Consider the following 13921-nt stretch of genomic DNA (forward strand, 5'->3'; position numbering starts at 1 on the left):
CAATTCATTTACCAAGCCGACTTACAATGGAGAAAAACATGCGTAACCTAGAACAATGCCGACACCTTTTTCCGGCTTTAAATAGAACTCATAACAATCAATTACCTATTTTTCTAGATGGGCCTGGTGGTTCACAAGTGAGCCGCGGTGTGTTGGATGCAATGCAAGACTATCTTGGTCATTTCAATGCCAATTTAGGAGGCGCTTACTTTTCTAGTAAAGAAACAGAAAACGTTATGCATCAAGCTCGCTTGGCAGCCAAAGATTTATACAACGCACCCAGCGAGCAACAAATCATTTTTGGCGCCAATGCCACCAGCATTAATTTTCATGTCAGCCGAGCGATTGCTAGAGATTGGCAGTCAGGTGATGAAATCATTGTGACCAACTTAGACCATTATTCCAATGTGTCTCCTTGGGTTTTATTGGCGGAAGAAAAAGGCGTCATTGTTCATTATGTGAGAGTCAACGAAATCGATTGCACGTTGGATATGAACCACCTAAAAAGCCTATTGAACGAAAAGACACGACTCGTCGCATTTACTTGTGCATCCAATGTCACGGGCTCCATCGCCCCATTGTCAGAGATCATGAGTTTGGTTAAACAACAAACCAACGCCATCACCTATTTAGATGCAGTGCACTATGCGCCACACCATGCCATTGACGTACAAGCATTGGATTGTGATTTCTTAGTATCTTCTGCTTATAAGTATTTTGGACCACATTTAGGCGTTTTATACGCCAAAGAAAGTACGCTAGCCAAACTGACTCCATACAAGGTCGCACCTGCTAAAGATATTGACCCAAACCGCTGGGAAACAGGCACCCAAAATTACGAAGCCATGGCGGGTTACATCGCTTGTGTGAATTATCTTGCCTCCTTAGGCGGACAAGATGGAGATAGAAGAGCACGATTACTCATGGCGTTTGATAATATCAAAGCCCACGAAGAAGCCTTGAGTCAGACACTTATTAGCGAACTACTGAAAGTAAATGGCCTAACTTTCTATGGTATTACAGATTTGGAGCGCGTGTCAGAACGTACGCCAACGATTGCTTTTCGAATTAAAGGCTTCAAACCGCGTGCTATTTCTGAGTATTTTGGGGATCAAGCCATTTGCCTATGGGATGGTAATTTCTATGCGCAAGGCCTTTACGATCAACTCGATTTATCAGACAAAGGCGGCGTCGTTCGCGTGGGTTGCTTGCACTACAATACCAAAGAAGAAGTGATGACTTTTTGTCAAAAGTTACAAGAATTGATCGCATAATTTATATCACTGCAACCCGTATCGCCAATCCCTGCCGATTTTTCTAGACAGAGACTGGCGATGCGTTATGTACTGAGAAAAGTGCTTCGAGCACGTTATTCGCTATGCTCTAGTTTTAATTGCCAATAACCAACAGAGACCCATTGTTCAAACTTAAATCCTACGTCAGAAAACTCACCCACTTTTTCAAAACCGTGTGCTTCATGCATCGCCACGCTCGCCTCATTAGGCAAAGCAATAACACCCAATACATTCCTAATTTCACTTTGACGTAGTAGCAGTAATAACGCATCGAATAATATCGTGCCATATCCTTGGCCTTTGACTTCAGGTAACAAGTAGACAGATGGTTCTACAGTAAATCGATAAGAACGACGTGTATGCCATGAGTCCGCATAGGCATACCCTAAAATATCGCCTTCCTCATTCTCTATAACCAGCCATGGCAAGTGTTGCTGTATGACTTTTTCTACACGAGAATGCATCTCTTCTGCGGTGATCGCCTCTTCTTCAAAAGTGACCAATGTATGCTCTATATAGAAATTATAAATCGCTGTCATTTGCTCAACATCAGAGAACTTTACTTTACGAATTTCCATCATGCCTCCTACAAACCATTCAGAAATAAAGCCAAGTTAAACATAGTACTACTTTGTAGATAAATTTAGCTTAGCATTTATGTCATTGGTATTTTCCGAAAAATTGACATATATCTTCAAGAACCGACGCCTTGCCCCTTAAAAACCAAGTAAAGCTCGATACCATTCCAACATGATCAACATTGGGATAAATTTTGGTTTCTACGACCCCCTGTTGCTGGCGAATTTTATCTGCCAATAAATCCATATTACTTCTGCCAACTAAGGTATCCTTCTCTCCCCAAAGCAATAGCATTGGCGGCTCACGACCATCTATAAAGGTGGTTACCTGCATTTGTGGGTAATTTTCTGGTGGACCGAAAATGGCTTTATAGGTCTCTTCTTTAGGCACAAAATCATAAGGACCAGACATACCCGCAAACGCCTTAATAACTGATGTATTCAGTCCTTCTTTCTGCAAATACCTATGATCAGCAGCAATCAACGCGGCAATATGCGCGCCAGCGGAATGACCTGAAAGAAATAAATCATTTGGATTTCCAGAATACTTTTCAATATTTCGATACACCCAGGCAACGGCCTTAGCGCCATCGTTAACAAACTGAGGAAAGACCACTTGAGGGTATTTACTGTAATCTACAATGACGGCAATGTATTTTTTCTGAGCAAATGCATCACCAACAAAAGCGTACATGTCTTTTGAGCCATCTTGCCAGCTACCACCGTAAAAAAAGACAACAACAGGTAAGGTTTCACCTTTGGCATGTTTAGGAATATAAATATCAAGCTTTTGCCAAGCATCGTGCCCATACGCAACATTTCTTATAATGTCTGTATCACTAAACTTTGACGGTAAATTAGCAAGTTCCAACCCAGTCCGAGCACAACCTAATAGAAGCAGAGAGCTAAGCGCTACAAGCAATTTTTTCATTGAGGAAAGTTACCTTTTTTGACCCTTTTCAATCGATGTCAATTACGATCATCAATACTGCGAATTAAATAGTACGAAAGAGGATCAATTACAGATCAAAAAAAACATACTTTCAGCTCCTTTTCATCCTCCAATGGCATAGAAATATAGTGATGGATAAAATTGAACTTAACCACTACTATTTGCCCAAGAAATACGATTTTTTAGAAAAAGAAAGTAAAGCAAGTTCTTATTATATAGGCAAAAAAAAGCAGTTTTGCTATAGTTATTAGTTAAGATAAAACAAAGGTAGCCCTCTGGTATCATGCCCATTAGACCCCAATTTGATTCATTGCCCACTTTCTCTGTTCAGGCTGATCAATTTCAAATATTGCATTCTGCCCATTGTTTTAGTGATTTTTTACTTGATGCGATTAAAAATGCCAAACAACGCATCTATTTAACCTCCCTTTATCTAGAAAACGATGAAGCAGGTCAGGAAGTTCTTACGGCAGTTTATCAAGCTAAGCAGCGTAATCCGCAGCTCGATGTAGCGATTTGTGTCGATTGGCATCGAGCACAACGTGGCCTCATTGGTGCGAATAAAAGCAAAGGCAATGCTGCTTTTTATCAAGAGTTTGCACAACAACATGAACACAAAATCCCTGTTTATGGGATACCGGTGCGTAACCGTGAAGTGTTTGGCGTGCTGCATCTTAAAGGCTTTATCATTGATGATACGGTTCTTTACAGCGGTGCGAGCATTAACAACATCTATCTTCACCATAAAGATCGCTACCGATTTGATCGCTATCATGTCATTAATAATCGATCTCTTGCCAACAGCATGGTTGATTTCATTTGTCAGAACATGATCAACAACCCAGCAGTACATGACCTATCTAAAGTGGATTTACCAACCACAAAAGAACTCAAGTCGGCCATTAAACGATTCCGTATTTCATTATCAAAAGCCACTTACCACGTTACCAACGAAGAGATAAAAAAAGACCAAGTCGCCATCACGCCATTGGTCGGTGTTGGTAAACGAAACAATAAACTTAACCAACAAATTGTCTCCTTACTTGCTTCTGCGAAAAACGAGATATTCCTTTGTACTCCTTACTTCAACCCGCCTAACATCGTTATTCGAGAAATTAAACGCGCGATGAAACGCAATATAAGAGTGCATATCATTGTTGGAGATAAAACGGCAAATGACTTTTATATTCCACCAGAGCAACCTTTTCGAGCCATTGGCGGCCTTCCCTACCTTTATGAAATGACATTACGACGCTTTGCTCGAGCTAACGAAAATCATATTGAATCTGGCCTTTTATCCATTCATTTATGGAAACACGACAGCAACAGCTACCACTTAAAAGGCATCTGGGTGGATCGTCATTACATGCTACTCACAGGCAATAACATAAACCCAAGAGCTTGGGCACTAGACCTAGAAAATGGCCTGTTGATTCAAGATTCTAACGGTCAACTTGAAGAAAAATTCTCTGCTGAATTCGATAATATCTTCGCACACACTCAACGTGTTGCAAGCTACCGCCAACTTGAGTCCATTAGAGACTATCCATATAAAATAAAGCGGCTATTAAAAAAGATCATTCGAACCAGAGCCGATCGATTGCTCAAGCGAATTCTTTAAATCATTAAAATATAGATATAAAAAGGGACCAAAATTTGGTCCCTTTTTATATCTATCCATCACAACAACCAAATTCTCTAACAAAATTTAAAAAAATAGACAATGTGCTAAACGTAATTTAAATACCAAATAAATAGTGCATTTGCACAGAAATAAATCAAATAAAGCAATATATATAGACATCAATATTATTTTTATATATTTATAACACAAGATTTTTAATTAAAATCATAAATACCGCATGTTGAGTTTTACCTTGGTTGTACATTCGACGTAAATTGACTTTTAAATGGTAGGTAAAAAATATGCTGAATTTTCAGCTGAGCTTTAAATCCAAACTTCGTGTTGCTATCACGTTAGCGTTATTAGGCTTCATTATTTTATCTTTCATATCCTTTAATGCGCTGACAACTTTAAAAAACACCTCTCAAAAAGTGGACTTAATCAGCCAACAATCTCTTTTTCTAAAAAATCTTCAGATTGATGTCCTTCAACTAAATAAAAGTACTGATTTAGGCTTATTAAACCAACTTTCATCGAAGCACAACAACCAATTAAACGCAGTAAAACAGCAGCTTCCAGAAAATAAATCAGTGTTAACAGAGAACGTTAAAAACGAATTGACCAACTGGGCTAATAGCCGAGTAAAAGAATTGAAAATACTGAAAATCATCGGTCGTAATAATAGAGAAGGCCTTCGAAATACGCTAAGCCTCTCACTTGCCGACATTGAGAAAAAACTCTTTCCTATGTTCAACGACCCTTTTGCTAAAATAGAAAAAAGCGTTGCTGTCTATGAGGATAATCAAACTCTAGATCGTTTTAACTTAGTCTTAGCGTCTCTTGATGCATTTCAGAAGAAGTCCGATGAGATTAATTTCGGAAAAATCTACGACGCAAGAATTCAAAAAATAAGAAGTGACTTCTCGTTATTAGAGCAAAATTTTTCTGCTATGAAAATTGAGAATGACAAAGCCGAAAAAGCGTATATTCAATTGACCAGCTTTGTAACAAGCCTACAAGAATCTTTAAACCAACAACTGATCATTGCAAAAGAACAAGCCGTAGAGAGCAGCGAAAGAGCACAATTAATGATCATAAGTGTGTCTATTTTAATCATTCTGTTGGTTGTTGGCCTATTAATACGCACTAGCAATGAAGTGGTTAATACTCTATCTCGCATGTCTACAACGTTATATAAGCTTGCAGAAGGCGATTTGACACAAAAACTAGAAGTTAATACTCAGCGTAATGATGAGTTGGATAAAGTGGGCCAAGCTGTTAATAAAATGACCCAATCTTTAAGCGCCGTATTAACGCAAGTCACTAAAACAAGTGAACAGCTAGATCATGGTGCAACAAACTTATCGCACAGCTTAGATTCAATGATCACCATCAATACAACCACCAACACTCAAGCGGAATCGGTAGCCGCTGCAGCAGAAGAAATCAGTGTCACTATTTTAGACATGGCCAGTGCCACCGAAGTCGCTCATGATCAATCCCAACAGGCGCAAGACTCAGCTAACCAAGGTGGAGAAGTTATTACCAGCGCCATCGACAGCCTGAGCAAATTGGCGGTTATTTTTGATGGTCTAAATACTCAAGTTGTCGGCCTAGAAAGCTCATCAGGAAAAGTTGACGGGGTAACAGACATCATTAACGGTTTAGCCGAGCAAACCAATCTATTAGCTCTTAATGCAGCAATTGAAGCCGCTAGAGCAGGCGAAGCCGGTCGAGGTTTCTCTGTTGTTGCGGATGAAGTTCGTGGCCTAGCAGAAAAGACCGTAAACGCAACTCAGAGCATTAACACTATCATTAACGAAATGCATCGAGGCATTCAAGAACTCCTTAAAGCCATGTCTGAAGGACGAGATTACGTTAACAGCGGTCGTCAGCTAGGCGACAAAGCCGCCGACGCAGTAGAGCAAATAAAGTCATTGGTTGAAAACGTTACCAATCGAAATCAAGAGCTTAAAGTAAATATAGATGAAGTCGCTAAATCGACACAAATGATTGCAGAGAACATGGTTCAAGTTGCAGATAATGTCTCTCACGTAAACGAGAAAAGCAAAGAAGTTCAAGAGTACGTTAGTGAATCGAGCAAGCAAGCCGCCAGCCTACTGGATATGACACAAAAGTTTCGTTGCTAACTCTCCCACCAATAGATCCTTACACGGCCTAATAGACCGTTCTTGGAAACAGAACGGTTAAGCCACTTAACCAAAGCCCCTTCTCTACCGGAAAGGTGGTCTCATAGATACAGCTACACACTCATGGACAGCACGTCTTGCCATCAGTATGTCACAGCAGAGTGTTTAGAACCCTTGTTTAGAATGAGCTGAACTGAAGAGCGCACTACCAACCACCACGGGACGCCTGAACCCTACTTTTCTGTCGCCGAGGGTAGTGACTTTGCAGATAGTACAGCTGCCTTTCATTTTTGAGCCCTTCAAAACGCTCACTCTGCTAACTTAAAAACATTGTCTTCTTAAGATGTGCGTTCAATAAGTGGATAGCCAAAACAGAAATTAGCTCAGAAACAGAATCAACCAACTTAGTCATCGTGCAACTCCGCAAACGGTTCTTTAAAAGAATCCGTATCATTCATAGTGACTACAGAAACCTTTATTAAGTAATTAAGGTCAAAGTTAAATTAAACCACCTCACTACACCGATACCCAGCTTTGCTGTCGCCTCTTGCGGTGACTTTGTCGATGGACCAATTACCTTTCATTTCGGGTGGGGAGGTGTCGTTTAGAGCGGCTTTGACAAGAAATAATGAAGGCAGCAACCTACAACGGATTGCTGCCTTAATGATTATTCTCGATCTTTGAAGAATTTTACAATGGATTCGATCGACATCCAAAGTTTGGAGGTGTGCTCTTCCTTCAGAAGGAAGATGAAACCACGATTTTGATAGAATTTAACGAGGTCATCGTCTTTGGCGTCTACAAATAATCCAACAACTCCCATGTTCTCGTTTATCAGCAATGTTCGCCTCATTGCATCGATTACCATAATTTTGGCGATGCCCTGCCTTTGGTAATCTTCATCCACTCCCATTCTGGCTAAGGTCACCCCGGGTAATGGGTTAGGGTATTTCTTGTACATTCTATGAGGAACAGGAACTTTGACCTCAATATTGCTGAGCGAGTAGAAGCCCGCAATGTCTGTTTCATCGCTTCCTTCCAGAACAAATGTCCTAGACAGATTACGCTTTGCTGCACTGTTCGCAGACTCTTTTAAAAACTTATTAATTCGTTCATTGCCACAATCGAATCGTTTACGATTGTGGCTTTCTTTTAAAGGTGACACTGCCATTTTCATAACCCTTTAGTGCTTCATAAGCGTCATCAAGATGTTGAATCTCTGGCGGATTATCTAATGCTTCAAAAAATCGGTTAGCCCCTTCCATAGACAGCATTAGTAGTCTACTTCGTTCTACCACTTCCTTTGCCTTATCTAAGGCTGCATCAATCATAAACTGAGACATTGAAGCACCGGACAATTCCGCCGCATTTGTAATGATCTCTTGAACATCTTTTGGCGCTCGAGCAACAAGACGCACATTTTCTTGGACATGAGATATAGACATAACACTCCCCGTTAGCTTTAGTTGACCAGCCAACTACTTACATGTTGATATATTAAATACCTTATACAGTGAGATCTAAGCTCACTTGGTGCCATTATGGCACCAAAAAAACATATAGTAAACAAGGTGCCACTCTGGCACCACAATTACCTCAAACAACCTCACTATCGACCACAGCACACCTGCACCCTGCTTTGCCATCGCCTCGAGCGGTAACTTTGTCGATGGACCAGCTGCCTTTCATTTCGGGTGGGAAGGTGTCGTTTAGGGTGAGGATACCTTCGGCGACGAGGTTTGGGTTTGTAAAACTTAGTCATCAAACGGCTCTTTAAAAGAATCCGTATCATTCATAGTGACTACAGAAACAAGAAAGCCCCGCGTTAGCGAGGCTTCAATGGATTGTGTTGCGGTCAGTCATAAAGCTAACAGCTTGAGCAAACTTTTACGGCTAACTCCCAGACTCGCAAACCTTACCGCGCGATTAGTGAATGTTGTTCTCTTCTTATGAAAGCGACATTTTAAGGCTAAACCCTTATGAGTATTGGGCTAAAACGAAGCGCCTCATCAACTCAATGGCGGCCTGTTAGCGGTAAATCACAGATGTTTTTTGATGAATATGTTTAGTTTGGGCATAAAAAACCACCCGAAGGTGGTATTTTTTAAAGCAATACAGGATATCTAAGTCATGAATCTCTTACCAAGTGAGTAAAGCTTGGCACTGAACGCTCAAGCTTTATTAGCAAGTCTTCGACTGTAAGCTTCGGATCTTTATGTACACGAGCAAAATTATCTAAAGCTTTTATGACACTACCTTTCTCATTGGTGAACAAGAAACACATCAACTCATCTCTTGTCATCGTTCTAATGCCATACTCAGCCAATAATTCTGCTGGAAAATCTTTAATGTTATCTGTCGCAATAATGTTACAACCCGTCTTTATAGCGGCTGCGAGAACATGACGGTCATCTGGATCAGGAAGCTCAAGCTGATCCATTAATGGTTCGTAATCTAAAACGTAACGATCAAAAAAGGACGCCTTAATAGACTGAACTTGCCTGATAACACTGTCTCTGCCTTCAGGATGCTTACGATTTAAAGCATCAGACCATTCGGCATCTATCTTCTCTGTCCAAAACATTTGAGTTGAACACTCATCTAAATTAACCAAATTGAGAAGCATCATTCTCAATGGCTGCGAATACAAGACATTTGCATCCAGTAAAACTTTATCACTCATGGTATTACCTTACATAGAATCTGACTCCTGTTCAAAGTTAGCAATTAAACTAAGGGTTTCATCACGCGACATCTTCGCGCTAGAAAGCTGTTCTTTGAATAACACCACATCTGCCATTTTGACACGGTGATGAGTGCCTACCTTCATAGATGGAATTTGCCCAGCCAAAATATAACCTGTTACTTTTGGCCGTGACATTCCAAGGTATTTAGCAGCAATAGCCGGACTAACCATTTTATTTGGATCCATCTGTTGCACTTCAAAGTGTTCACTGTTCCCATTTTTAGCTAATTGACTTAACGCTTGAACAAGAATATCAAGGGTTAGTGTTGGCACTTCAAACTCGGCTTTTTGGCCATTCTTTAGAAGCACATCAATTTTTAACTTGTCTAGATCCGCTTGGTGCTGTGTTAGATACTGTTGCGCTTTCATTATTGCGCTAACATCCGGTTCAACATGTAAACGTGTCTTAATCATTCATAACTCCTTCCTCTTAGCACTGTCGAATGCTAGCCGAAGCTAGGAATTCTAAAACGTCTTAGAGGGTTATAATTTTTACTAAACCTTTGATATCAAATAACAAAGATTTACCATTTTGACCCATATTGCTTTTAGTAGATTACATCCACATAGTTTTTAGCAGGTTAAGTTTCGCTCTTAGCTAGATTTAATTACCAATCATCTTGGTTCTAGAGGCACCCAACGATGCTGCAAATTGTGTTACTGACGTTATCCAGTAAGAATAATATTAAGTGAAATAACTGAAATCAACAAGATTAAATTCAGTTATTTCACTTATACCACTCCAAATCGTCAATTTCCGATTTTTCGACCAAAAATGAGGCGAGATCAAAGAGGAGTCAGAATGAATTTTTCACCTGACCCCAATATCTATTTCACCTGACCCCAATATCTAGGAAATCCTCAACAAAAGGGGTGACAAAGGGGTGACAAAGCCTGACAGGTCACATAGTATCGAATAAATCTTAATACAAATAACCAAGGAAGGTGGTTTGATGTTCATCAAAGCCCCCTTCTATAGAAAGGGGTAATCATGGAAAATCTCATATATCAGCACTTCTCAGATATTAACTTAAACGATCCCTTCTTTGATGGCCTCAAGGCCGATTATATCGAGTTTTCAGACTGGTTTACGAAAAAAGCAAACGCTCAAGACTCAGCCTATGTCTTATACAATACTAACCGTTGTATAGAAGGTTTTATGTATCTAAAGATAGAGGACGGAGAAGTGAACGACGTTTCCCCCTCTCTACCACATGGCAGACATTTAAAAATTGGTACATTTAAATTTGAGTCAGCGGGTACAAGACGCGGCGAGCGGTTTATTAAAAAAATGTTTGATCTCGCATTTGAACATAACTCAGACAATATATATGTCACTGTATTTTCAAAACACGATTATTTAATGAATCTATTTCAGAGATATGGTTTTGCTATATACGGATCAAAGAATACACCGAATGGAATAGAAAATGTCTTAACAAAAGACATGTATAGCACTAAAACTGATATGTTAGAAAACTATCCAATGGTTAGCTCTAACTCTAGAAAGTATTTACTTTCAATATACCCAACCTATCACACTAGAATGTTACCAGATTCAATTTTAAATAATGAAACACACAATATAATCCAAGATGTATCACATACAAATAGCATTCATAAAATTTACTTATGCGCTGCGTACGGTATTCAGAATCTAAGAAGAGGTGATGTTTTAATAATATACCGAACTGGTGATGGAGCTGGTCCCGCTTGGTATAGAGCAGTCATAACATCTTTATGCGTAGTTGAGGAGGTCAGATCAATCCATGAATTTTCCACTCTCGACGGTTTCCTAAGATATACATCAGCTTATTCTGTTTTTTCACAGGAAGAACTAGTAAGTTTTTACAGAACAAAAAAGTACCCTAACATTATAAAATTCACGTATAATTCGGCGTTAAAGAACAGAGTAACAAGAGGTCAACTTATTGAAGAAGGTTGCATCTTGGATGAAAGAATAAATCTATTAGAAGTAAATAATTCTAATTATTTAAAAATGCTAAAACTAGGTAATGTAAATGAACGTTTTATTATCAATTAAGCCTGAATTTGTTGAACGAATTTTTTCTGGCGAGAAAAGATTTGAATATAGAAAAGCCATATTCAAAAGAAATGACATTAAAAAAATCGTTATTTATTCAACAATGCCCGAAGGTAAAATTGTTGGTGAATTTTCAATCGAGCAAATTCATGACAACTCACCAGACTTAATATGGAAGCAAACTGAAAAAAGTTCAGGGATACAAAAAAGTTTTTTCGATTCTTATTTTATAGGAAGACAAAAAGCTTACGCTATTGAAATAGCCAATGTTATTAAGTATGACACCCCAATCAAACTTAGTGAGTTAGCAAAAAAAGTGAGTGCTCCCCAATCATTCAGCTACCTACATGACGATATGTTTCCAGAGATGACATAGTATGAAAAAAATAGTGTTTATTGCAGGTATACATGGAGCTGGAAAAACAACCTTTTGCCAAAAAATACAGGAAAACATGGCAATCAAACACTATTCATGCAGCTCTCTTATAAAAGAAAACTCTGATTACATAGAAACATCGAAAACTATTGATAAGGCTGAACGGAATCAGCTGATACTAATTGAAGTATTAAATCAAATTTCAGATGAGAAACTATTACTAGATGGTCATTTCTGCCTTATTGATAAAAGTAATTCTGTTCTTAGATTAGATGATAGTGTGTTTGAATCCTTGAATCTCTCCGCCATTGTCGTTCTAACTTGTGATGTGGGAACCATCCATAACAGATTACAAGAAAGAGACGGCACTACATTTGGTATAGAGCTGCTGCAAGAGCTTCAAGATGCGGAGTTAGAAAGAGCAGACACAATAAGTTCTAATCTAAATATTCCATTAATACATTATCATGCAGATGAGCCCATCAAAAACATTACGTCTTTTATAAACGGCTTATAACAAGCTTACTTCAAATATGCTTATAGATATTAAGAAAGGTTAAAATGGCCATACCAAAAGTTTTCATCAGTTCCACTTGCTTCGACCTTTCCGAAATAAGAGAGCAGCTTAGTAAGTTTGTCTCATCATTTGGCTTTGATCCTATTCTCAGTGATCATGGCGATGTTTTTTATCATCCAGATTTACACACCCATGAAGCATGCGTTCATGAGGTATCTAATTGTCAGTTATTCATACTAATCATTGGTGGGCGCTTCGGAGGACAATACTTAGCAGACAAGGAAAAATCCATTACAAACGCAGAATACAAAGCAGCAAAAAGCTCTAACATCCCCGTTTTTACCTATATAAAAGAAGATGATCTCAGCAATCATCATATTTATAGCACAAATTCTAAAAATGATATCGCAGCTAAAATTAACTACCCTGCAATACAAAAAAAAGAGGATGCTATAAATATTTTCAACTTTATAAATGAAGTAAGAAAAGAAAGTAATAACAATGGCTATGAAGGATTTAGTAATTTCTCAGATATTGAAAACCATTTAAGAAAGCAATGGGCAGGAATGTTCTTCGATTTCCTTAAAACAAGAGAAATAAAATCTCAAATCGATGCAACTAATTACCTATTGGAGAACTTAAAAAGCTCTAATAAAAAACTAGAAGATATTGTAACAAACTTATACATAAATACTTCCGAAGATAAAGAATTAGCTCAATTTCAAATAGATGAAATTGAGCTAACATCAAAAATGTCCCAATTCTATAACTTTTTAATAAATTCTGATTTTATAAAACAAGATCTCATTCAAGAAAACATCAAAAATGCTATAAATTCAAATAAAAACATTAAAACGGCCTTAGAAATCTCAAAAATCGATCCAAACAATAACAACTGGGAGTCATATCTTAAAAAAACAAGTATATTCAAGATAGACATTGAATATGAATTTGAAAAGAACAGTAATAACAAAGAGTCTTTTGATACCTTGATAATTCTAGCAGAATATGGTTTTGGAAAATTCTTAAGTCCTAATGAAATCTCCGTCATTAAATCCATTTATAGTAAATATATTTGTAAAAGTTCAGAAGAACAAAGATTGAATTTCTTCAGATACTACCTGAACTCATTAAACTTAGATCAAACCTAAAACGAAGTTTATCCTCCCACTCCCCCAACGCTTTGCGCATCTGTTCTCTTGAATGGGTGTGCATGTAGCGTTTGTCCAGTCCGTCCCGTTCGTGGTTGAGTAGCAGTGAGCGTCGGCTAAACCCCACATAGCAATCTATTCCAAAAACCATAAAGTCTTTTATTTTTTAAATTGGAATAAAAGACTCATGTTTACGGCTTCTGATCAACTTAATGTGACCCTCATTTGTGGGCCAACCGATATGCGTAAAGCCATTGATGGGCTATGCAATAGTGAGCGTCCGGGCATCACCATCTAGGCAAGCTCAAATTATTATCTATTACTTTTTTCCATTTCTGAGTGGCGTAAAACGACAAGTGGGTCTAAGGTTATAGATAGACAGAGAGCAAGGGATTGTTCAAGCCTCCAGGACGGAGGCTCTGTCTTCTTTCAGGATGATTCCTTGCAGCAAGGAGGCTGCAAAAAAGTCTCTTCACTTACCTCTTCTT

13 protein-coding genes are annotated in these 13921 nt (G+C 38.5%); 7 read left to right on the plus strand and 6 right to left on the minus strand.

Going from position 1 to position 13921, the window contains the following annotated elements; translation table 11 throughout:
* Positions 1-38 precede the first annotated feature (38 nt).
* Positions 39-1274 carry a cysteine desulfurase-like protein gene (locus tag V6259_RS10370; protein ID WP_341584466.1) on the plus strand — a complete coding sequence of 412 codons (1236 nt, stop codon included), beginning with the start codon at positions 39-41 and terminating at the stop codon, positions 1272-1274.
* A gap of 95 nt (positions 1275-1369) precedes the next feature.
* Here V6259_RS10370 and V6259_RS10375 read toward each other — a convergent pair whose 3' ends face one another.
* Positions 1370-1873: a GNAT family N-acetyltransferase gene (locus tag V6259_RS10375; protein ID WP_341584467.1), complete on the minus strand. Its 504-nt coding sequence runs from the start codon at positions 1871-1873 to the stop codon at positions 1370-1372.
* An 82-nt stretch (positions 1874-1955) separates the two neighbouring features.
* Entirely contained in the window at positions 1956-2804 is an 849-nt protein-coding gene (locus tag V6259_RS10380) for an alpha/beta hydrolase (RefSeq protein WP_341584468.1), read from the minus strand.
* Positions 2805-3108: 304 nt separating this feature from the next.
* Here V6259_RS10380 and pssA point away from each other — a divergent pair, with 304 nt between their 5' ends.
* Both pssA and V6259_RS10390 read left to right on the plus strand, forming a co-directional pair.
* Positions 3109-4446 (plus strand): CDP-diacylglycerol--serine O-phosphatidyltransferase, encoded by a 1338-nt coding sequence (gene pssA / locus V6259_RS10385; protein ID WP_341584469.1) that lies wholly within the window; start codon positions 3109-3111, stop codon positions 4444-4446.
* A gap of 305 nt (positions 4447-4751) precedes the next feature.
* Complete coding sequence (locus V6259_RS10390; RefSeq protein ID WP_341584470.1) at positions 4752-6599, plus strand: methyl-accepting chemotaxis protein; 1848 nt, start codon at positions 4752-4754, stop codon at positions 6597-6599.
* A gap of 667 nt (positions 6600-7266) precedes the next feature.
* On the opposite strand, the gene V6259_RS10395 is transcribed toward V6259_RS10390, so the two are convergent.
* The 4 genes from V6259_RS10395 to V6259_RS10410 all read right to left on the minus strand — a co-directional run bounded on the left by V6259_RS10395 (position 7267) and on the right by V6259_RS10410 (position 9759).
* Entirely contained in the window at positions 7267-7770 is a 504-nt protein-coding gene (locus V6259_RS10395; RefSeq protein WP_341584471.1) for a GNAT family N-acetyltransferase, read from the minus strand.
* Positions 7733-8044, minus strand: a complete 312-nt coding sequence (locus V6259_RS10400) for a type II toxin-antitoxin system TacA family antitoxin (protein WP_133011515.1) — start codon at positions 8042-8044, stop codon at positions 7733-7735. The genes V6259_RS10395 and V6259_RS10400 overlap by 38 nt, the downstream gene beginning before the upstream one ends.
* Before the next feature lie 683 nt (positions 8045-8727).
* Entirely contained in the window at positions 8728-9282 is a 555-nt protein-coding gene (locus tag V6259_RS10405) for a PIN domain-containing protein (RefSeq protein WP_341584472.1), read from the minus strand.
* A gap of 9 nt (positions 9283-9291) precedes the next feature.
* On the minus strand, positions 9292-9759 hold the full coding sequence (locus tag V6259_RS10410; RefSeq protein ID WP_341584473.1) for a helix-turn-helix domain-containing protein: 468 nt from the start codon (positions 9757-9759) through the stop codon (positions 9292-9294).
* A gap of 577 nt (positions 9760-10336) precedes the next feature.
* Here V6259_RS10410 and V6259_RS10415 point away from each other — a divergent pair.
* Genes V6259_RS10415 through V6259_RS10430 form a run of 4 tightly spaced genes read left to right on the plus strand, consistent with a single transcriptional unit; the run spans position 10337 to position 13433 of the window.
* Complete coding sequence (locus tag V6259_RS10415; RefSeq protein WP_341584474.1) at positions 10337-11389, plus strand: hypothetical protein; 1053 nt, start codon at positions 10337-10339, stop codon at positions 11387-11389.
* The gene (locus tag V6259_RS10420) at positions 11367-11765 is read left to right on the plus strand and encodes an ASCH domain-containing protein (protein WP_341584475.1); all 399 of its coding nucleotides are present in this window, start codon (positions 11367-11369) and stop codon (positions 11763-11765) included. Before V6259_RS10415 ends, V6259_RS10420 begins: the two co-directional genes overlap by 23 nt.
* A gap of 1 nt (position 11766) precedes the next feature.
* Positions 11767-12282, plus strand: coding sequence for an ATP-binding protein (locus V6259_RS10425; RefSeq protein WP_341584476.1), 516 nt, complete (start codon positions 11767-11769; stop codon positions 12280-12282).
* Positions 12283-12326: 44 nt separating this feature from the next.
* Positions 12327-13433: a DUF4062 domain-containing protein gene (locus V6259_RS10430; protein WP_341584477.1), complete on the plus strand. Its 1107-nt coding sequence runs from the start codon at positions 12327-12329 to the stop codon at positions 13431-13433.
* Positions 13434-13921 lie beyond the last annotated feature (488 nt).

Source organism: Marinomonas sp. TI.3.20 (genome assembly GCF_038155025.1).
Lineage (GTDB): Bacteria > Pseudomonadota > Gammaproteobacteria > Pseudomonadales > Marinomonadaceae > Marinomonas > Marinomonas flavescens.